Source organism: Terrimonas ginsenosidimutans (genome assembly GCF_022012415.1).
Classification (GTDB): domain Bacteria; phylum Bacteroidota; class Bacteroidia; order Chitinophagales; family Chitinophagaceae; genus Terrimonas_A; species Terrimonas_A ginsenosidimutans.
Genome location: NZ_JAKLTR010000029.1, coordinates 13,606 through 35,210, shown reverse-complemented (window position 1 = coordinate 35,210; position 21,605 = coordinate 13,606). Strand labels below are relative to the sequence as shown.

Genomic DNA, 21,605 nt, shown 5'->3' with positions numbered 1-21,605 from the left:
TACGGAAGAATCATCTGATTCATAAGACTGCATTTTTTACTTTCTAATTTTTACTTTTTACTTAAACTCATGGTCACAGTTTTTAAATACGATCATCCTTTCCAGTTGGAGTCAGGCGCTATTCTGCCTGGCTTCCACCTGGCTTATACAACGCATGGAAAATTGAATGCCGCCAGGGATAATGTGATCTGGATCTTTCATGCGCTTACAGCCAACAGTAATCCTGCTGAATGGTGGCCGGGCCTTGTGGGGGACGGAAAATTTTTCGATCCTTCGAAGCACTTTATTATTTGCGTAAACAAACCCGGTAGCCCTTACGGCAGCATATCCCCTTTGAGCAATAATCCCCAAACCAATCAACCTTATTATCATGATTTCCCTGTATTTACGGTGCGTGATATCGTAAAAACTTACCAGCATCTCAAGAAAGAGCTTGGGATCAAAAAGGTATTGGTTGGATTAGGTGGCAGCACAGGTGGTATGCAGTTACTGGAATGGGCAATCGAAGAACCTGAATTGTTTGAACATATTGTGCCGATCGCAACAAATGCGACCCTTTCCCCATGGGGAGTTGCATTCAATGCATCACAGCGGATGGCAATTGAAGCGGATAGCACCTGGCTCGAAAAACGCCCTGACGCCGGGCAGAAAGGATTGGCGGCCGCCCGTTCTATTGCGCTGCTTTCGTACAGACACTATAACGGTTATGATATCACGCAGCCAAGAGATAAAGCGTTTGTGTCACTTGGAGCTGAAGTGACTTATGCCTCTGACAATTATCAGCGTTACCAGGGATTAAAACTTGTTAACCGTTTTAATGTTGTTTGCTATTATCGCTTAACACAAACAATGGATAGCCATGATGTCGGCCGGTCGAGAGTAAATATTGAAGAAGCTTTGAAACGCATCAAAGCAGCTACACTGGTTATCGGGATCCGTTCCGATGTTTTATACCCGATACAAGAACAGTACTACCTGCACGATACGATTCCGGGTGCGCAATTGCTGGAGATCTCCAGCGATTTCGGTCACGACGGATTTCTGCTCGAATATGAGAAAATCGAAACGGCACTGCGACAGTTCATTCAATCAAACAATACATCTTCTCATTTAAAAATAGTGAATCAATAAAAAATGGAAACACATAAACAGTTAACGATCGGTCTTTTTGGATTTGGCGTAGTAGGCGAGGGTTTGTACAAAGTATTACAACAAACACCTTCACTGAAAGCGAGCCTGAAAAAAGTGTGCATTAAAAATCCGGAGAAGAAAAGAAATGCTCCCGCAGAACTATTCACTACAGATAAAGACGTTTTGCTGAATGATCCGGAGATCAACGTGATAGTAGAAGTAATTGATGATGCAGTAGCAGCGTTCGAGATCGTCTCTACCGCCCTGAACAATAATAAAGACGTGGTAAGCGCCAGCAAGAAAATGATCGCAGAAAATCTGCACGCATTGCTGGCTCTGCAGGAAAAAACGGGTCAGTCATTACTATATGAATCAGCAGCCTGCGCTTCCATTCCCGTGATCCGGAACCTGGAAGAATATTATGACAATGACCTGTTACACTCTATCAAAGCGATCGTGAATGGATCTACCAACTTCATCCTCACAAAAATGTTTGAAGATGGTCTTGATTTTAAACAGGCCCTGATACTGGCACAACAACTGGGCTTTGCTGAAAGTAATCCAAAGCTCGACGTGGAAGGCTTTGATGCGGTGAATAAATGGACATTCCTGCTTACACATGCTTACGGCATCACAGAAGCTCCGGAAAATATCCTGTTCAACGGGATCCAGAATATCCGCGGTACAGATGCTACTGTTGCGAAAGAGAAAAACCAGCAGATCCGGCTCGTCGCACAGGCGAAGAAATTGCATGATGGCCGTGTAGCAGCATATGTACTGCCACAATTTGTGACACAGGATGATCCTCTGTCCTTCGTTAAGAACGAATACAATGGAGTAGTGATCGAAAGCGGTTTTGCCGATAAGCAATTCTTCTATGGAAAAGGCGCAGGAAGCTTTCCGACCGCGTCTGCAGTGTTGAGTGATATTTCAGCATTGCGTTATCAGTATAAGTATGAGTATAAGAAATTGTATCACCACAAACCGCATGAGATCAGTAATGATGTTTTCCTGCGTGTGTATGTAAGTTTTGATGACTGGCAATTCATTCCTCGCGAGAAGTTTGAATGGATCGAAGAATGGCATGCTCGTGAAGACAGAAAGTACCTGGTTGGCGTGATCGCCTTTGAAGAATTGAAGAACAATACCTGGTGGAAAGACAATAACACCTCACTGATCCTTACAGCAGACCCTGTGATTGAAGATGTTGAGATCAGGAAGTTAAAGAAAAAGAGCCTGGAACTGGCTGGGATCATTTAATTAAGGCCAGTGTTATAGCGAAGTAACCCAGAGGGCGTAACGAGATCGCAGGGACTGCTAAGTTCATCTTAGCGTTCATTGTGGTTTCTTTACGCCTTCTGCGCTATTCTCCTATTACGCGCGGGTCATTTGCAATGAGCACCCGGTAATCAGGGCAGCATCCTATCTTGTATCAGCCTGTTATGATACTGCTGTATAAAAGCCTTCATCCTCAGCTCCAGGCTATCTCTCACCGCAGGCAACTGATCTTTCAGATCCGTTTTCATCAACCTGTCATGCTGATAATCGAAAAGCCCGGACGCTTTCAGCCCATCAAATTGTAATAAATATTTCTCCTGTATCCATTGAAACCCTCCAAGATAACTCGCGGCGAAGTCCTTCTTATGCGGATCAAAAATGCTTTCTCCAAACGAAACGATCTTCCCTTTATAATTCAGATAAGAGAGTACGCTTGGCATGATATCGATCTGTTGAACAACGCTGCTATCCAGCTTCACAATCGAACTATCCCCAGGATGATAGAACGCGATGGGAATAGAGAGATTACCCCAGGCGGTCTGGTATTCCGGGAATTCGGAAACTGTCGCATGGTCGGCGGTGATCACAAACAGGGTGTTCTTAAACCATTTCATCGTTGATGCTGTGGCAAAGAACTTTCTCAGTGCCATATCAGTATACCCCATACATTCGTGAAGCGGCAGATCGCCCTTCGGAAACACTCCTTCATATTGCTTCGGCACTTTGAAAGGATGATGTGATGACACTGAAAATATCGCAGAGAAGAACGGCTGTCGGATCGTATCAAGATTCCTGGCAAAAAACTGGAAGAATGGTTCGTCCCAGATCCCCCACAGTCCATCATAATCCGCATTATTGTTATACTCGTCCTTTCCATAATAACGTTCAATATCCACCAGGTTTGCAAACGCTTTGAAGCCCATAGAGCCATTGGGCGCTCCATGGAAAAAAGAGGTGTGATACCCGCTGTCACGAAGGATAGATGGAAGACTCTTCATCTTATTGGATGCATACGGTGTCAAAACGAAAGGGATCTCGCCGGCAGGAATACCTGCCAGGACGGAAGGCATCGCATCAATTGACTTTCGCCCGTTTGCAAAAGAGTTCCAGCAGATCCGGCTTTGAGAAAACAGCGAATCAAGAAATGGTGTAAAGCCCTTGTACGTTCCGTTTTTAAGATCATGGTTGTAAAAACCGATACCTTCCTTGCCGAAGCTTTCAAGAATGATCACAACGACATTATCCGGCTTGAAGGGTTTATCCGACTGCAGTTCCTGGACAGGTGAATAGATCCCTTCTGCCTCTTCGGCGGTGAAAAACTTTTCCTCCCGGTAAAACCGTTTACCGGCAGTCCGGATGATACAGAATGGCGTATTTAATACCAGCGGGATCTCTCCGGGGTTATCGACATACTCTCCCGCATTGCTCATCGTGATGGGCCGGGTGCTGTATTTGAAATCTCCCCGGATACCGCCTATCGCCAAGGCAATGAACACCGCCATTATGACCAATCCTGCAGGATAGTAGATCCAGGGCCTGATCACAGCCGGCTTCCTGATCTTCGCCCTGTTGTACAGCCACACCATCAATGCGATCAGCGCTGCATAGATCAATACCACATACCAGTAATCGAGGATAAATGTCAATATAAAATTTCCCTTCCCCTTTTCATTGGAGAACTCACGAAGTACATCCAGCGTCGAACGTCTGAGTGTAAACCTGAAGTAGATAAAATCGATGCTGTTGACCAGGAATGATATGGAATTTGTGATAATGAAAACAATCTTCGCGATCTTTTGATATACGGGATGATAACGTACGGGAAGTGGAATAGCATACAACAGAATGAAGAGGCCATTTGTATAGAACAAAGCAGCGATATCAAATCGCAAGCCCCCCCGGAGAATGCTGGCCCAGGCAGCGGCGTCTACTCCGGGGAAGTAACCGGTATTTAACAAATAGAAAAGAAACCGGCTGATGGAAAAGATCAGGATAACAATCGCCAACCGGTATAAAAGAGTTATATAGACATTGGCCGTAAATGACCAGTTCAACACCGAAGTTCTTCTCATTCGTTCATTGATTTTGTGCCCGGCCGTCTACCCAGGTCCTTCAAAGTTACAGACGGCCTGCAAGCAATTAAGCAGTTCTTAACGGGCAAAAATAATGAATCCGGGAGAATCCTGCCATTATGGTCATGCAGGTTGCCGATACGAAGTCTCTAATTCACAATACCGACACTTTTCAGAAAAGCGGCGATCGACTGATTCAGCTCACTATTCTGCTCTTTGGTGAATTTTCCGTGCAGGCCGCCCTTAATGGTGATAAACTCCGTTTTTACTCCTGCTTCCACAAACTTCTTGTGCAGATCCACCGATTGTTGATACGGGACGGTGGGATCAGCATCCCCATGGACAATGAATGTGGGCGGACTTTTCTTTGTTACATAATTGATCGGTGAAACTGACATCGCAAACTCCCGATCAGTTGCTTTACTACCGAGCCATGCCGCAGCAGATTTACTGGTCACATTTTTCCCGTACCCCCAATCCCACACATCAGTAATGCCATATTTATCGATGATCGCAGCCACTTTCACATTCTCAATGCCGGCGCAGTTTACATCGAAGCGATGATCGTTTCCCAGCAATCCTGCCATCAGGGCCAGATGCCCTCCGGCACTCCCACCCATCACTACGACCCTGTTAACATCTATATTAAGCTCCTTTGCATTTTTAATAAGATACAGTAGTGCACACCTCGTATCTTCCACCGCTGCCGGCGCAGTAGCCCGCCCAGTCAGCCGGTACTCCATATTTGCAACGGCAAAACCCATCCGGAAAAAAGTATTGAACCCGGTTTGCGATTCTTTCACGCCCTTGTTCCAGCCACCTCCGTGAATATTGATCACCACCGGCGACGGGCCATTCTTGACCGGAGGCAGATAAAGATCAATACGCCCCTGCCAATCCCCAACCCTGGTATATACTACATCGATTTTAGAAGTATATCCGTCGGGAAATTCAACGGGCTTGTAAGTCGTATCAGCATTCTGCGCAAAGGATGGTATTCCCGCCAGGATCATCAGTGTATGGAAAAATATCTTTTTCATTCATTTAAGAGTTAAAAAGAGGCGAACAGGTAAAATGTGAAATACAGAAAAACATTTTCAGATCATTCTCTTTCCCTTTTCGCCTCTTAGCTTAATAACCAGGATTTTGAGGAATCGTTAATTGTGTATTAGTGTCTATTTCACGTTGCGGTATAGGTAATAGCATCCGGTCCGGCGTAGTTGCATCGTATAACTCCTGTAAGGTCGGGGCCGGTGCCACATAGAGACGATAATGCGTGAAATATTCATTGGTGAAATGATCTTTCATTGTCTGCTCAATTGTTATCGTCGTCATTGTCTTATTGAAGCGCAACAGATCAAAGAAACGCTGGTTTTCGAATGCAAATTCAATTCTTCTTTCTTTTGACAGCGCTTTTTCAAATGCCGCTACAGAGTTGATCGTTGTTGCATTGTATAAAGGTAATCCTGCACGGGGGCGCACGCTGTTTATAAGATCTATACTTGCGGGGGTATAACCTTGAGCTTCTGCAAGCATGAGCACAATATCCGCATACCGCAAAACAGGGAAATCATTTTCCGCATCATCTACCAGGATAACCTGTGAAAAGAACTTTCTTACATAAAATTTGGCAGCCGTTCCTGTTCCGAATACAGAAAGTATGGTAGCCTTACGTGTATCGCCATTGGTAGCGGTATCCAGTTCAGCCGTTGGATAATTCAAACCATCACCGTCGCCATTGATCACCTGGGAACCAGTTCCCAAAGGGGCAAATGTATTTGCAAATGGCGATCCCAGTCCCAGCCCACCGGCTTTATAGCGTACAGCGAAGAGGATCTCCGAATTCATTTCTTTATCAATCGCAAATATATCTGCATAGATCGGGCGGAGTGAATAGCCGCTGTTTGTGATCACATCCTGCAGCAATGTGATCGCCTCCGTTTTTTTATTTTCTGTAAGATAAACTTTGGCGAGTAGTCCTTTCGCAGCCCAGCTATTGGCACGGCCGAGGGTTGCTGCAGGGATCTGTGCGAACTTCGCCGCGCTCATGGAAGAAGCCGCCGTCGAAAGATCAGCTTCGATCATCTTATAAATATCGGCAGCTGCAACCCTGTTCATTGTCTTCCCATCGTTTGGCACTAACGGTTTGTGTACCAGGAAAACGCCACCAAACAAACGCACGAGATTAAAATAGTGATAGCCGCGGATAAAAAGGGCTTCACCTGCGAGTTGTCTCCTATCTGCATCACTGATTGCAATCGCTATATCAGCGAAACTGATCGTACCCGCAGCAGGGTCATATATCACGCCCAGTTTGTCGAGTACGATATTTGCATTCCTGATATTATTATAGGTATTCAACCAATAGTTATAAACGCCCTGGTGGGCCGTATTCGGCGTAAACATATCCAGGTCACTCAGATCCCTGTTAGTGGAAGCTGTACTTCCCGGTTGTCCCTGTTTTGAGTTATCCGTCCGGAGTTCACTTACCTGCCACTCATAGAACAATGGTTTTTGCATTCCGTTGTAAACACCATTCAATGCAGCACGCACTTCTGCCGGATTGGAATAGTATGTTGTTGTATTCGGATTAGATTGAGGAATGACGTCAATTACTTTTTTGCAACTGAACAAACCCATGCTTCCAATCAAAATAAAGTTTATTATTCGTTTCATAAATTAATGGTTGAAAGGGTTAGAAGTTTATGTCAATTCCAAACATGTAAGTCTTGGGCATCGGGAAGCTGCCACGCTGATAGCCATCCACCAAAGGTGTTGCATAAGGTCCGGATGTAAATCTTGCCTCAGGGTTAATTCCCCTGTATCCTGAAGCAGAATGGAAAAACAAATTCTGCGCAGAAAAATATACACGGGCAGAACTGATATGCGCCAGTTTCGCCACTTTCGCAGGAAGTGTATAACCGAGTATCACTTCACGCAATGCGTAATAGGAAGCATCTTCAACCACATAATCAGTGAGCATCCAGTTGAAACCGACTGTTGAATAAGGTGTTTTACCATCACCCGGGAACATAGGGCTTAACCATCGGTTCTCATTATAATTCCTGTTATATCGTTTTGTTTCGTTATAGTTAGGATCGCCATTGATCAGCTTCGCACCCTGCACACCCTGGAACATAAACCCAAGATCAAAAGATCTGTAGCTGAGCGTGTTGTTCAAACCCCAGGTAAATGATGGATAAGGGCTGCCCATTACGATCCGGTCATCCGCATCGATATCTCCGTCACCATCTGTATCAACAAGCTTCAATCCGCCGGGGACAAAAACATTGCTGAGCGAGCTTTTGAGACCTTTCGCTCTTGCATCGTCTATCTGTGCCTGAGACAACCATACACCATCTGTTTTATACCCATAGAACTGGATCAGCGGATTACCCACGCGATTCATATAGATCTCCGTACGCTCTCCCTGGTTCAGCAAATACGCCTCATCACCCAATTCCACGATCTTGTTCCTGTTGTGCGCTATGTTTGCGGTCGTTGTCCATTTGAAATCACGCGTGCGGATGTTGTTGGATGTAATCTCAAATTCAATACCCCTGTTGCGGAGGCTTCCGATATTATTCCATGTTTGCGGTACACCGATAAAGCCCATGGCTGACTGCAACAGCAATAACTTGTCCGTCCGCGACTGATACACATCTATTGAAAAACTCAGTCTGTTATTCATCACGGAGAGATCAATTCCGCCGTTGTACTGGAATGTTCTCTCCCAGGTAATATCCGGATTAGCCAGTACAGTGCTGGAAGGAAGAAGTCCGGTGTTTGGCGTGCCCGTACCTGAACCAAAAGGGTAGTTTGCAGAGTACAGAAGATCGAGATAAGGGAAGTAAGATGATCCAACGCGGTTGTTGCCCGTCACACCGTAACTCGCGCGTATTTTAAGATTGCTGATCCAATCTGCTTTTTGCAGGAATTTCTCTTCAGATATTACCCAGCCCAACGAAACGGCCGGGAATGAGCCCCATTTCTTTCCCGGTGCGAAATAAGAACTGCCATCCCAACGATAACTGACAGATGCAAGATATTTGCTTTTATAGCTGTACATCGCGCGGCCAAGCCAGGAAAGAAGACCGATCTCATTCTTGTTGTTATATGTCGCTTCTTTGGACTGATCGATCTGTAATGCAGTGTTCAATGTAGTAATATCATCACTTGGGTAATCCAAACCAGTGATCTGTTCATCCCTGATCATGGTCTTCTGGGCAGTAAAGCCTGCAAGAAGATTGATACTGTGATCACCAAATTCCTTTACATAATTCAGGGTATTCTCAGAAAGAAGATCCACAAACGTTCTGTTGTTATAAATGCCCTTGTTAACATCACCATCACGGTTCGAGCTTCTCTTCGCAAAATCCAGTGCGTTGGTGTAGCTGAGATATACACTTCCCATGGTCTTGAAATCAAGACCGGGCAGAATGTTGATCGAAAGATCACCAGAGCTCAGGACGCGATAGTCATTGGAGGTGATCGACCTTGTTTCCATTACAGATTTCGGTGTATTATTGGCCGTATTGAATGGATCAAGTGCCGCTGTATTATTCCACATCGTTCCATCCGGCATCAGGCCACTGTACACCCGTGCGTTAAAGTGACGGGCCTGCGCAAAATCGCCGGGACGGATACCTGCCCATGCAGTAGCCTGGTTCACGAACGCGGCGGTGGTCTCATCATGATACACCGGGAGGAATGACTGGAACCTTACAAAGTCTATAAAGTTAACCGAAGGTCTTTCTCTTTTTATGTAAGAAGGATTAATATTAAAAGAAAGCTTGACGCGTTTACTAAGATTTGCATCCAGTTTTGCGCGAAGGTTATAACGTTTGTATTCGCTATGATACATCATACCCGGATCATCCTGAAAGCCACCGGACAGAAAATATTTCAATGTTTTTGAACCACCGGATACATTCACTTGCAGGTTTTTCACGTTTGCATCACGCAATGCTTCACGCTGCCAGTCGGTCCCAACGCCACCCCGGATCTGTTGTTCCACAATGTATGCAGCCCGTTCATTATTCGCAATGATCTGCGTTGGTGTCAGCGGCGGAACGCCTGGATCGGTTGCTTTCAATGCGGCTTCATCGAAAAGTAGTTTTGTATATTCAGTGGTCGTCATCATGGGATACAACTCGTATTGCGTTTTTATCCCTGTCGAAAATTTAACCCCATATTTAGGACGATCCGCTTTACCACTTTTCGTAGTAATGATGATCACACCGCTTGCCCCACGTGACCCGTAAATAGCTGCAGATGCAGCATCCTTCAATACTTCCACCGATTCCACATCTGCCATATTTACAAAGGAAAGGCCATCAGGAACAGGGTGGCCATCTACTACAACCAGCGGGCTTGAGCCTGCATTGATAGAACTCAATCCACGCACCTGAACTTTTGGATCAGACCCTGCTTCAGAGCTGATATTCTGGATCTGCACACCGGCAATCTTCCCCTGCAATGCCTGGTCGAGACGGGAAGCTGGTGTTTCTTCCAAATTTTCATTCTTGAATTTTGAGACGGCGCCGGTCAGATGGGATTTTTTAGTCGTCCCATAACCGATCACCACCACCTCATTCATGTCGGTGGCATTCGCGACCATTACTACGTCGATCGTGGTCTTTCCATCTATCAGGATAGTTTGTGAAGTAAACCCGACATAAGAAAATACAAGCGTAGACGAAGCGGCCGGAACGGAGATCGTGAAACCTCCTTCTTCATTTGTAGTAACACCGCCTTTTTGCTTATCGGAAAGAATGTTCACTCCAGACAATGGTGCGCCATTTTCTTTATTGGTTACCTTGCCCGTGATGGTTTTATTTTGTCCATACGCAAGGCTTCCAAGCCATAGCGAGACGAACAGCAGGCATAGAGATTTCATAATAGCAGTTTAAATTTTTACAATCGTTATCAGTACAAGAGGTTAATTCGTAAACGTGGAGCATCGTTCCCTGCAAGGTTTTTGACATCCTGCCGGCAATTACGGCAGTTGAAATGTTCTGCCCCTTCCATCAGCAGAAAATAAGACTCATCGAATTCATAAGGTTTGATCTGCTGACCGTCCCACTTTTTAGCGCCGGAAATATATGGTTGCGTTGCTTCAAATGCCTTTTTGAGCGATTTGCCCGATGGACTTTCAAAACTCCACATATTCATACCAAGCTTATCTGCTACTCTGGCAATATTGAAAAAAGCCTCCAGCACAAAGGCTGTATAGTGAAGAGAAATGGTTCTTTCCAATTCGAGCGGAAACTTTCCCGCATCATCCATTTGTTTATCAAGACGGGCTTGCGCATTTTGAACGATACGTTTCGCAAGAGCAGTACTGTCGACAAACATGGCAATTGATAAACGCTGAGCGTCATACCAAGCGCCGTGATTATTCGGTGCATTCAATTCATTCATACCCACCTTGCTTGTCTGCATCCATTGAAGAAAAGAGGTAAACCATTCCTTCATTCCATCTAGATCTGCTTGTTTCCAGGAAGAGGATCCATTCAGCAAACCTATACCATCAATGAGCTTAATGAAATGGCGGGTATCAATAAGGCCTGACCCGCGACCGGTATTCACACCCTTAATAGCCTGTCCATAATTCAGGTGCGGATTCATCCTGGTTGCCGTATCAAGAAACCAGACCCGAAGTAATTTTGCCGCATGATCTGCATACAGTTTCTCTCCCGAGAAATAGTAGGCAAGGCCTAAAGTGTAAACAGATTCGCAAAGCCCGGGCAGATACTCTTTATCTTTATATTCTTTTACTTCAGGGTTAGTTTGTCCGTCCTTTCTGATATAGGGAAGCCCATCCGGTTTGGAAGGATCGGGCCAGTGATAAGGAGCAAGGCTCATATAGTCATGCTTATCACCACTGGGTGGCTGATTCTTTTTCTCCATCACGCTCACCGGACCAAACTTCAAGGCTTTATCAGCATCCCTGATCAACTGATTGAACGCGGCAAGTGCTGGTTCCTGTTTGGCATTTACGGCAGCCTTGCTGGCCGCAAGACGTTTTAAATTCAACACGAATACCTGGGGCTGTTCAGCCGGAGGATCGGTAGCAGCGTCTGCCGCGCCGGCACAAACAGCCATAAGCGCAAGCAGTGTTGTCAGAAATAGTTTATTTATCATATAGCAGGCATTAGCAATGGTTAGAAATACTTCGTGAATTACATGCTGGTCTTTTTTGATGAAATGAAAATGATACAGGCCCAGGCAACCGGAACAAGTAACGCACCCAGCACGAAAAATGAAGTATAATTCGTCCTGGTCAGCGCCGGAACGAGCAGCGTGATCACGATCGTTCCAACAACTGCTGAGGTTCCTCCCATCCCCGCCACAGTGCCCACGTTCTTCCCATGGAAATAATCCGAGGGCAGGGTCTGGAGGTTATTGATGAGGAACTGAAACCCGAATAATGTGGCGCTGATCAATGCAATGGCAACATTGGCATTATCTTTCAACTGATCCAGATAAAATGCAATGGCTGCCAGCGCCACCAGCATGATCACGCATCCGATGGTAATCGCTTTCTTTCTTGCAGCTGTTGCGTCAACGCCTTTCTTCACCAGGGCCGAGGAATAAAAGCCGCCCAAAAGACCGCCGATGGCTGCAAACAAATACGGCACCCATGCGAAAGCACCGATCTGTTTAAGATCGAATGCAAACTGCTCTTTTAAGAAAGTTGGCAGCCAGGTCACGAACATCCACCAAACCGGATCGATGAAGAAACGGGAGCTGATCACTCCCCAGGTATTCCTGAAGCGGAGCAATTCTTTCCATGAATACGCTTTTGAATTGTTTCCCCTGGACAAAAGTGTCCACTCTTCACCTTTAATATGATCCTGCTCGTCTTTCGTGATCCAGGGATGTTTATCAGGAGTGTTCTTATTAACGATCAGCCAGGGGATGATCCAGAGCACCCCGAGCAATGCAATTCCCACAAATGTTGCGCGCCACCCAAATGCCAATGCGATGGAGGCAATCACAGGCGCTGCGACAACCGATCCTGCAGATGCAGAAGCGCCGAAGATCCCCTGCGCGATGGCCCTTTCCTTTGGCGGGAACCATTCTGCATTGCTTTTCGTAGCTCCCGGCCAGTTTCCCGCTTCGCTGAATCCCAGCATCGCGCGGAAGATATTGAAAGAGGCGAGCGATCTGGCCACTGAATGCAATGCAATAGAAATACTCCATCCGATGATCGACACAACCATGCCGAGGCGGGTTCCGATCGCATCCATCATCTTGCCTGTTGCGGTTTGACCAGCCGCGTAGGCGATCATAAAGAAAGTAGTAATGATAGCCAATGCGTTCTTACTATCCGCATCCGCAATCCCAAACTCTTTATAGATGTACGGCCATAGAATATTGATCGCGCTGCGGTCAATATAATTAATGACCGTAGCGAGACCAATCAATCCGATGATCAACCACCTCAGATTTCTTACTTTCATACGCCTGGCAACCGTTTCTTCGTTATTTGATAAAATCTTCTCTCATCGGACTGAATACATCGATCAATACACCTGCCTCGATGCACACACATCCATGCCATATATTCGGAGGAATGTAATACGCGTCACCTGCTTTGAGCACTTTCTTTTCGCCACCGATCTCTACTTCAAACACACCGCTCTCCACATGAGTGATCTGTGAATGGTAGTGTTGGTGAAGCACTCCGACACCATTCCGCTGAAACTCCACTTTAACAAGCATCAGTTTGTCGTCCCACGACATGATCTTTCTTCTTACCCCATCACCCACTACTTCCCAGGGTATGTCATCATTCGAAATAAAAATCCGCACTGCATCTGTTGTTGACATAATTTATTCTTTTCAATTTGACATAATCAGAGAGGAAAAGCCGCTTCCGCAATCTCACTTCTCCACTCCTATCCGTTTATGATCATACCATACTGCGTAAGGGCCTTTCCATGTGAGGTCTGTTCCCTGATTGCTAATGGTATGTTCTGTATCCTTAAAATCTTTATTGCTTTGAGCGATCAGCAATTCTTTACCTCCGTACGCTGCTTGTACTACTGTAAAATCCGCATCATCACGGATCAGCTTTAACCGGGTAACAGATGGGTACGACTGTGAAGAGATCTCTATCACCGGATCCATCTTTCCGTGAATTTCAAGCAGGCTCATGAAGGTTTTGTTTTGTCCGTTCTGACGAACGATAAAGGCAGGCTCACGGCGGAGGTTGAATTCGGGATCATTCGCACCGGTTCTGGTAAAAAATAGTGTGGCGGAATCACTGACAAGAGTGGAGATCGTGTAGTAAGTTTGACCGTTCAGAAACGTGAACTGGGCAACCGTATCCGCAATGCTCGCCTGCGCTTCTTTCCACAAGTATTCGTATCCATTCCTTGATCCAAGAGGTTGGAGATTGTTTTGATCTGCCCGGTATCTAAAAGATGTAGAGATCAGTTGACCTTTATACTGGAACGGAAGATCATACTGATGCACTTTATTAGAATAAGTATGAAATACATCCAGCATTAACTTTTTCTCACCCGGCAGACCAAGCATATAAACAGTCCTCTGCAAACGAACATCCCTGTAAGCATTATCTGCATCAGCAGATACGACCTGTACTGCTGGATTTCCAAGATGACTGAACTGCTTGTTTGCATGAAACTTCTCCGCCTGTTTTTCGCTTCCGTTGAAATGACTCGTTTCGTCTGCCACAACCGTGTTATGGGCTATTGTTTGTGCGGCATATTTATCATTTTCGGGCAGATAGCGGCCGCCGTATTTTTGCTCAACGCCAACAAACCGGGCGGATCCATAATCACTCAGGATCTCATTTCCCTGGTCATATAAACTGATATTGAGTTTATCAAAATGCCCGTGTGACAAACCATGCGCGGTATATTTGAAAAGAAGCGTGGTAAGTTTTTTTTCTTTCCCGGACCTTATCAATGCTATACCTCCTTCATCACCTTTTACCCCGTCCGCATATTCTACTGACTTATATGGATAATAAGACGGAACATTTTTTCCCGTCAATGCTGCGGCAATGGAAGCACCGCCACCATTCAGCATTACCTGTTTTTGATTTTTCGCGATTGCCAGCAAACCCGGGTCAGCACCATATTGCGTCCAGGCGATATTAACAGCGGTGATCATCTCGCTGGTTGAATAATCTTTTTCTTTTATCGCGTCATTAAAAGGAAAGAAACTCCCATCAGTGTTTGTTTGCTGTAAAGCCGCCTGCAATGCTTTTAATAATATCCGCCCACGATGTTCAAATATCTTCAGCGAAGGGCGTGCGTGCTGCAGCGCATTGGCGAAAATGTAATAGGGAAGAATTGCATACCGCGCATAATATGGACCCTCGGTATAATACCCGTCCGGAGAGAAGAGTCCATCCAACTGAGCAACGAAGCCGCTCTTTCCATCCTTCGCTGTACCATACAGTGCGATATCGACGTATTCTTTATTATCAGTTGCGATGCCAACAATGCCGACTCCGGCACAGGCCCATACACCATGATTATGGATCAGGTTGAACCAACTGTTGAGATCTTTTGTGATAAAATCAACTTCTGGTTTGAACGCACCGTCTTCGATCGTCTTTCGCTCTGCCGGAGAAAGGCTGTTCTGCACGAGATCATAGGCCATTCCGGTATAGACCAGCCAGTTTGCATCATTCAACGCCTGCCAGAAAATATGGCCGGGAGAACTGCTTGTTGCCTGCGGATGCTTTTTCAGCGTTGGATTCAACAGCGCATATTTCAGCAATATTCTTTTTACAAGTACTGCATAACGCAGATCACCCGTAAGATTATATAATATGCCGCTGTTGAACATCAGCATATAATTGCTTTTATGCCTGTCATGCGTGTATCCGCCTGCCGGATCCTTGGGCACGGGAACATCGATATCAGTTCCGAGCTGCTTATCTACCTGTATTTTGATGTCTTTATAAGATTTCAGCAGCAGAGGATATCGGTCCAGCTCTTTTTTTACATTGGCGGCTTCTGCCTTTGTAAAAAAAGTAAGCGGATGCTGTGCCTGTACATCAGTCAGCAAAAACAAAAAAAGCAGTATAACCGGTATCCTTAGCATTATCGCAATTGACCTGATTTATTAAGCAAAATAGCTACCTCCGTTGATCTCTACACTTTCTCCATTGATAAAGGAAGCATTGTCGCTCGCAAGATAAAGAACGAGATCGGCTACTTCAGAAGCCTGGCCTTCCCTTTTTAATGGTGTGGCATTTGCAACATTGGCCCTGATCTCTGGTTTGGTGAACGTATCATGAAATGCAGTATTGATCATACCCGGAGAAACACAATTCACACGAATGCCTTTTGGCCCGAGTTCTTTTGCGAGACCGCGTGTAAGGGTCAGTACCGCACCTTTTGCAGTAGCATATGCGATCGCTCCGCCGCCGCCGCCATCACGCGCAGCCTGTGAAGCGAAGTTTACGATCGCACCGCCAGTGCTCATATACGGCAATGCAGCACGCGCGGCGAGATAAGCGGATTTCAGGTTTACATCTATGACGAGGTCCCAAAACTCTTCATCGAGATCCGCCAAAGGTTTACGCCCCATGATCCCTCCAGCTACATTCACAAGAATGTCGATCTTTTCCCCAAACGCTGCTACACAATTATTGATCAGCGAAGACACTTCCGCTGACTTTGTCATATCTGCTTTCACTGCGATAGCAGTTCCGCCAGCCTGTTTGATCGCGTTCAACGTTTCTTCAGCTGCCTGTTGATTACTGTTATAATTGACACACACTTTCACGCCTGCTGCAGCCAGTTTGATAGAAGTCTGGCGGCCGATATCTCTCGCACCACCTGTTACAATAGCAACTTTTCCTTGTAATGAGTTCATATACGTTTTTATAAAAATGATCTGATCAATGATAGAGATGAAGAGAGTCAACAGGAACGCATAAATGGTAAAGCAAACCGATCTTCGCTGGTGTAATGATCCTTATGGCAAACTTCAGGATGTAATATTAAGCCGATTACAGGGAGACGTGCCGGGAATACATATTCGAAAATTTCAAAAAAAGACGGCTATTTAGCGATAAAAATCAGAGCGGAAACGAGATCGGTCGCGATTTTTATATTTTTTCAATCCCGGCATCGTTACCGGCAACGCTACCGGGATTTCCGTAATGAAGTTTCGATTAGCTTTACCGTTCATACCTGCTATATGGATAAACCGGCAACGATCAAAGACATTGCGAGGACGCTGAACGTTTCAACCTCTACTGTATCACGTGCAATGCGCAACGCTCCAGATGTAAACATCGAAACCAGGAAAGCCGTAATGGCGCTGTCTGAAGAGCTCAATTATCAACCAAACAAGCTTGCTCTAAGCCTCAAACAAAAGCAAACACATAATATCGGCGTGATTGTTCCCAACCTGGATTACGTAATGGCGTCAATGGTGAAAGGTATTGATGAGGTTGCACTCGAAGCCGGTTACACCGTAATGGTTTGTCAGAGCAATGAGTCGTTCGGAAGAGAGATCGTCAATACCCGGCGCCTACTGGACAGTCTTGTAGATGGATTTATTATTTCCGTATCCAGTGAAACAAAAGTGTTCGACCATTTCAAGAAGATCCAGGAGAAAAAGATGCCAATGGTAGTGTTTGACCGCGTCACACCCTTTTTGATGGCTCCCCGTGTACGGCTTGATAATTTCGACGGAGGGTTTCAGGCCACAGAACACCTGGTAGAACAAGGTTATAAACGCATCGCCATTCTTGCCGGTCCAAAAAATCTCGGTATCAGCAATGAACGTATGGATGGTTATCTCGCTGCGTTGAAAAAATACAAACTCAAACCGGATCCCGATCTGATCATTCATTGTGATTTCAATCAGCAATACGCTTTCATTGCAACACAGGAGCTGCTCAGCATGAAGAAAAGACCCGATGCCATTTTCACCATTAGTGACCGTATGGCGATCGGCGCGATGCTCGCTATCAAAGAACGGGGACTAAAGATGCCGCATGACATCGGATTGGTAGGTTTTAATAATGAACCTATAACCAGCCTCGTAACGCCTGGCATTTCCAGTGTGGATCAGCCGGCTTTCGAACTCGGAAAAGTTGCCGCCAAACTCTTTATCGAAAGCATGCATCATGACGGCGACATGAGCGATGTGGAAGAAACACTGAAACCCAAACTTCATATACGCGAATCATCCTTAAGGATCCAGCCCAAAAACACCCGATCAAAATAAACTTATGAAACGATTGCTCCTACTCACCCCAGCTTTATTGATGGGCCTTTCGCTGTTTGCCGGTACCATCACTGTGAAAAATGTAACTGAACTTCATCAGGCTGATAAAAATGCAAAACCAGGTGATGTGATCATTCTTGCAAATGGAGAATGGAAAGACGCCATGCTCAGACTGGGAAGCAAAGGCACCAAGGAAAAACCTATCACTTTCATAGCACAGACCCCGGGCCAGGTATTGATCACCGGGCATTCCAATCTTAAAATAGGAGGACAATACCTGATCATAAAAGGATTGCAATTTCTAAATGGATTTGCCGGAACAAATGCTGTAATTGAATTCAGGCTGAACAAAGATCAGCTGGCAAATAATTGCCGCGTCACTGAATGCTCCATCAATGAATTCAATAATGTGAAGCGCATGAATGAGAATTACTGGATCTCATTTTATGGTAAAAACAACAGGTTGGATCACTCTTATTTCAGAAACAAGAAAAACATGGGCGTACTGATCGCCGTGATTCTGGACGATGAACGAAGCCGCGAGAACCATCACTCCATCGATAATAACCTCTTCGACGGCCGTCCTCCGCTGGCATCTAATTCTGGAGAGATCATCCGTGTAGGTGTGTCGCAACATTGCCAATTCAATTCATTCACAAACATCACTGACAATTATTTTAAAGAGTGTGATGGAGAAACGGAGATCGTGTCGATCAAGTCCGGTGGAAATATCGTGAAGAATAACTTATTCCGGGAATGCCAGGGCGGCGTAGTACTTCGTCACGGCGACAATAATACCGTTGAAAATAATATCTTCCTTGGCAACTATAAAGATGGAACTGGGGGCGTTCGCGTCATCAACAAAGGACAATGGGTAGTGAACAACTTCTTTTTTGCCTGTCGAGGTGTAGACTTCCGCTCGCCCCTTTCTGTAATGAATGGAATACCAAATTCCCCCGCGCACCGATATGTTCAGGTGACTGATGCTGTGATCGCTAACAATACATTTTACAATTGCAGTGCCGCCAGTTTTTGTGAGGGCAGCGATGCAGAACGTACCCTTCCGCCAGATAATGTTTATTTCGCGAACAATATTTTCTATAATACAAAAGACACAAACATCTATCGTGTGTCCGATAACATGAGTGGTTTCGCCTTCAGTTCGAATACTGCAAGCAGCGCTATTGCACAGGCACTGCCGGCAGGTTTCGTAAAAGCAGCCATTCAGGCTGCAAGCAATAATATAGCTCCATTACCAGCACAGATCAGCAAAAAAAGTGCAGCTGTGCCCGATTCAATTCAAAAAGTGGCCCTCAACCGTTTAGGTCATAAGCTTCCCGCGGCTGTAGGATTTGGCAATAAAGGAACGCTGCAGTCGGTGTATCAAAATGCAGTGACGGCCAGCGGACCGGTCTGGCTGAGAGCCTCAGCAAAGGGCAGATGGACAGGAATGCAAGTACCTGTAGCAGAATGCAGTTCTGCCGAAGAAGTATACGCTGCTATCGGAAGGAAGGAACCGATAATAATAAAGCTCACTGGAAAAGAATATATGCTGGATCGACCTTTTACGATCCAGAGTCATGTAACATTCGATGGCAATAAAGCAACGATCCGTTTTTCAACACCGGCTATTCCCGCTGTTTTCATGGTAAATGGTGGCGGCCATTTACTGCTATACAATCTCATGGCAGAAGGTAGTAATGTAAAAGCAAAAAGTTTTATCTGCAGTGATACAAGCGGCCCTTCAAACCACTATAACATAGAAATGCGGGCATCCGGCGTTCAGGGATTTGACAGGATGCGTGGTTGCGAAAGCATTTTCTTCAGTCATAAATCAACTGTTGCGGATAGTGTGATCTTCGCGGGCAACAGCTTCTCCGATAATAATGCAGATATCATCGTAATGGCAGAAGAGAAAGATGATAAAGGCTATTACAATGCCGAGAAGATCTTGATCGGGCAGAACCAATTAAAAAACATCAATGGCGTATTGCTGAATGTTTACCGTGGAGGCAACGATGAAAGCACGATGGGGCCGAAACTCATATTTGAAAACAACACAATTGAGGCCTGTAAAACACCAGGTTCGCAGCCGCTGATCTCACTCACCGGTGTTCAGCAAACAAAGGTCATTTCGAACACTTTTAAAAATGCAAACCCGCAGGGCGTGGTCTTAGGATACAAAGACATAGTGCGCGCACGTCACTTGCTGGAAGGGAATTCTTTTAAAGACTCCGGAAAAGTTGCAGAAAATGGATTTGTGGAGAACAGGGATAAAGCAAATTGAACCGGGCCACACAAAAGATATTTTCCGGTTTTGCTGGCATAGAAGCATCGCAAAAGAAGCACAGGACCTCAGAGTATACAGAAAATTCATTCTCGAAGACGGGTCCTCCTTTGCGTGCTTTGCGGTCCCTTAGCTTTCTTTGCGATACTTCTACCCAGTCACGCTGATTCAATCTAATTGAATATCAACACTTAAAACTATCATCGACACCTCATGACAATTTCACCTGCACGAATGCCGGGCAATAAAAATTAACGCGTCCAGACAAGCTCTTTTGACCCCGCCGGCTTAGGGATCTCCTAAACAGGTGGATTTTCAGTAGCCCAGGTCCCAACCAGATCTTAAAATCAAGGCAGATCAGTCTTTCATTATCGCTAACGGATTATAGAAAAATTTAATGCCCGTGATAAAAAAATCATGTGTAATGAGGGCTTTTGCCGTTTGTTCTTCCCTCTCTGTTTTTTTTATCCCCCATTGGGCATTTTTTACATTTCCAACACCAAAAACCTCTAAGAATCACCTATATTCACACCTTTAGACCCCTGCAAAATCTACATGAGCCGTAAAAAATTTTCGTCCTTCCGTTGGTCGGATGAGGTGGAGCCGCACAAGGCCCGAACGAAAGAGATCATTACCAAGCACCCGGAGATCAGACAACTGATCGGGCGTAACCCTTATACCTTCCTGGTAATCCTGGTTGCTGTTGGAATACTGGTCGCTCTTGCCTTCGGAGTCTCTCCCCTTGGATGGGATCTGTCCTGGATCTGGACGATCGTACTTGCTTATTTCGTAGGAGCTTTCTTTTGCCACACTCTCTGGGTATGCATTCACGAAGCTTCACATAACCTGATCTTTAAAAACAAAACCGCGAACATCTGGGCTGGCATGATCGCCAATCTGCCGCACGTATTTCCAAGTTCCGTTTCATTTGCAAAATATCACATGAAGCACCATGCATACCAGGGTGTTGAAGAACTCGATGCAGATATGCCATTCCGGTGGGAAGCGAAGTTGATCAATAATGCCCCTGTCGGAAAAGCGGTGTGGTTGTTATTCTATCCGATCTTCCAGATGCTGCGTCCCATGCGCCTGAAGGAGATCAAGTTGTTTGACACATGGACGTTGATCAACTGGCTGGTTCAAGCCGCATTCATGTTTGCGATCATTTATTTTCTTGGAGCAAAAGCTGCAGTATTCCTGCTTGCCAGTTTTTTCTTCTCGGTAGGTCTTCACCCACTTGGTGCAAGATGGATCCAGGAGCATTTCCTTACTCACGGCGAACAGGAAACGAAAAGTTATTACGGCCCGTTGAACGTCACCAACCTCAACGTGGGTTATCACAACGAGCACCATGATTTCCCTTCCGTTCCCTGGAACAAACTGCCAAAAGTAAAACAGATCGCTGGCAGCTATTATACAACATTAGGATTTCACACATCATACACGGGTCTGCTCTTTCGCTTCCTGTTTGACGGAAGCCTCTCCGTTTACTCACGCACCGCGCGTGAAAAACGTGGCAAACGTTCCGCCAAAGCACCACACATGCCTGCGGATATGGCTGCGCCGGAAGAATTGAGCTGAGATCCGTTGACCGTTGACCGTTG

The 21,605-nt window shown here is 45.6% G+C and carries 14 protein-coding genes; 5 read left to right on the top strand and 9 right to left on the bottom strand.

Annotation, left to right across the window (positions count from 1 at the left end):
• Positions 1-69 precede the first annotated feature (69 nt).
• Both LZZ85_RS27030 and LZZ85_RS27025 read left to right on the top strand, forming a co-directional pair.
• Entirely contained in the window at positions 70-1,131 is a 1,062-nt protein-coding gene (locus LZZ85_RS27030; RefSeq protein WP_237877004.1) for a homoserine O-acetyltransferase family protein, read from the top strand.
• A 3-nt stretch (positions 1,132-1,134) separates the two neighbouring features.
• A complete protein-coding gene (locus LZZ85_RS27025; protein ID WP_237877002.1) occupies positions 1,135-2,391 on the top strand; it encodes a homoserine dehydrogenase in 1,257 nt (418 codons plus the stop codon).
• Between the two features lie 149 nt (positions 2,392-2,540).
• Here the strand turns inward: LZZ85_RS27025 and LZZ85_RS27020 are convergent, their stop codons facing one another.
• The 9 genes from LZZ85_RS27020 to LZZ85_RS26980 all read right to left on the bottom strand — a co-directional run bounded on the left by LZZ85_RS27020 (position 2,541) and on the right by LZZ85_RS26980 (position 16,349).
• Entirely contained in the window at positions 2,541-4,481 is a 1,941-nt protein-coding gene (locus LZZ85_RS27020; protein WP_237877000.1) for an LTA synthase family protein, read from the bottom strand.
• 149 nt (positions 4,482-4,630) lie between these two features.
• Entirely contained in the window at positions 4,631-5,521 is an 891-nt protein-coding gene (locus LZZ85_RS27015; RefSeq protein ID WP_237876998.1) for an alpha/beta hydrolase, read from the bottom strand.
• Positions 5,522-5,612: 91 nt separating this feature from the next.
• Positions 5,613-7,157, bottom strand: a complete 1,545-nt coding sequence (locus LZZ85_RS27010) for a RagB/SusD family nutrient uptake outer membrane protein (protein ID WP_237876996.1) — start codon at positions 7,155-7,157, stop codon at positions 5,613-5,615.
• 19 nt (positions 7,158-7,176) lie between these two features.
• Positions 7,177-10,380 (bottom strand): SusC/RagA family TonB-linked outer membrane protein, encoded by a 3,204-nt coding sequence (locus LZZ85_RS27005; protein ID WP_237876994.1) that lies wholly within the window; start codon positions 10,378-10,380, stop codon positions 7,177-7,179.
• Between the two features lie 29 nt (positions 10,381-10,409).
• The gene (locus LZZ85_RS27000; protein ID WP_237876992.1) at positions 10,410-11,627 is read right to left on the bottom strand and encodes an alginate lyase family protein; all 1,218 of its coding nucleotides are present in this window, start codon (positions 11,625-11,627) and stop codon (positions 10,410-10,412) included.
• A 38-nt stretch (positions 11,628-11,665) separates the two neighbouring features.
• Positions 11,666-12,949: an MFS transporter gene (locus LZZ85_RS26995; RefSeq protein ID WP_237876990.1), complete on the bottom strand. Its 1,284-nt coding sequence runs from the start codon at positions 12,947-12,949 to the stop codon at positions 11,666-11,668.
• A 22-nt stretch (positions 12,950-12,971) separates the two neighbouring features.
• Complete coding sequence (locus LZZ85_RS26990) at positions 12,972-13,319, bottom strand: cupin domain-containing protein (RefSeq protein ID WP_237876988.1); 348 nt, start codon at positions 13,317-13,319, stop codon at positions 12,972-12,974.
• A gap of 54 nt (positions 13,320-13,373) precedes the next feature.
• Positions 13,374-15,542 carry a heparinase II/III domain-containing protein gene (locus LZZ85_RS26985; protein WP_237876986.1) on the bottom strand — a complete coding sequence of 723 codons (2,169 nt, stop codon included), beginning with the start codon at positions 15,540-15,542 and terminating at the stop codon, positions 13,374-13,376.
• A gap of 51 nt (positions 15,543-15,593) precedes the next feature.
• On the bottom strand, positions 15,594-16,349 hold the full coding sequence (locus LZZ85_RS26980) for an SDR family NAD(P)-dependent oxidoreductase (protein ID WP_237876984.1): 756 nt from the start codon (positions 16,347-16,349) through the stop codon (positions 15,594-15,596).
• A gap of 327 nt (positions 16,350-16,676) precedes the next feature.
• Here LZZ85_RS26980 and LZZ85_RS26975 point away from each other — a divergent pair, with 327 nt between their 5' ends.
• From LZZ85_RS26975 to LZZ85_RS26965, 3 genes are all read left to right on the top strand, one after another.
• On the top strand, positions 16,677-17,714 hold the full coding sequence (locus tag LZZ85_RS26975) for a LacI family DNA-binding transcriptional regulator (RefSeq protein ID WP_237876982.1): 1,038 nt from the start codon (positions 16,677-16,679) through the stop codon (positions 17,712-17,714).
• Positions 17,715-17,718: 4 nt separating this feature from the next.
• Positions 17,719-20,001, top strand: coding sequence for a polysaccharide lyase 6 family protein (locus LZZ85_RS26970; protein WP_237876980.1), 2,283 nt, complete (start codon positions 17,719-17,721; stop codon positions 19,999-20,001).
• 555 nt (positions 20,002-20,556) lie between these two features.
• Positions 20,557-21,582, top strand: coding sequence for a fatty acid desaturase (locus tag LZZ85_RS26965; RefSeq protein ID WP_237876978.1), 1,026 nt, complete (start codon positions 20,557-20,559; stop codon positions 21,580-21,582).
• Positions 21,583-21,605 lie beyond the last annotated feature (23 nt).

Bases quoted from the DNA above. Each gene is read 5' to 3' on its own strand.
- LZZ85_RS27030 (WP_237877004.1), top strand. From the start codon at position 70: ATGGTCACAGTTTTTAAATACGATCATCCTTTCCAGTTGGAGTCAGGC.
- LZZ85_RS27025 (WP_237877002.1), top strand. From the start codon at position 1,135: ATGGAAACACATAAACAGTTAACGATCGGTCTTTTTGGATTTGGCGTA.
- LZZ85_RS27020 (WP_237877000.1), bottom strand. From the start codon at position 4,481: ATGAGAAGAACTTCGGTGTTGAACTGGTCATTTACGGCCAATGTCTAT.
- LZZ85_RS27015 (WP_237876998.1), bottom strand. From the start codon at position 5,521: ATGAAAAAGATATTTTTCCATACACTGATGATCCTGGCGGGAATACCA.
- LZZ85_RS27010 (WP_237876996.1), bottom strand. From the start codon at position 7,157: ATGAAACGAATAATAAACTTTATTTTGATTGGAAGCATGGGTTTGTTC.
- LZZ85_RS27005 (WP_237876994.1), bottom strand. From the start codon at position 10,380: ATGAAATCTCTATGCCTGCTGTTCGTCTCGCTATGGCTTGGAAGCCTT.
- LZZ85_RS27000 (WP_237876992.1), bottom strand. From the start codon at position 11,627: ATGATAAATAAACTATTTCTGACAACACTGCTTGCGCTTATGGCTGTT.
- LZZ85_RS26995 (WP_237876990.1), bottom strand. From the start codon at position 12,949: ATGAAAGTAAGAAATCTGAGGTGGTTGATCATCGGATTGATTGGTCTC.
- LZZ85_RS26990 (WP_237876988.1), bottom strand. From the start codon at position 13,319: ATGTCAACAACAGATGCAGTGCGGATTTTTATTTCGAATGATGACATA.
- LZZ85_RS26980 (WP_237876984.1), bottom strand. From the start codon at position 16,349: ATGAACTCATTACAAGGAAAAGTTGCTATTGTAACAGGTGGTGCGAGA.
- LZZ85_RS26975 (WP_237876982.1), top strand. From the start codon at position 16,677: ATGGATAAACCGGCAACGATCAAAGACATTGCGAGGACGCTGAACGTT.
- LZZ85_RS26970 (WP_237876980.1), top strand. From the start codon at position 17,719: ATGAAACGATTGCTCCTACTCACCCCAGCTTTATTGATGGGCCTTTCG.
- LZZ85_RS26965 (WP_237876978.1), top strand. From the start codon at position 20,557: ATGAGCCGTAAAAAATTTTCGTCCTTCCGTTGGTCGGATGAGGTGGAG.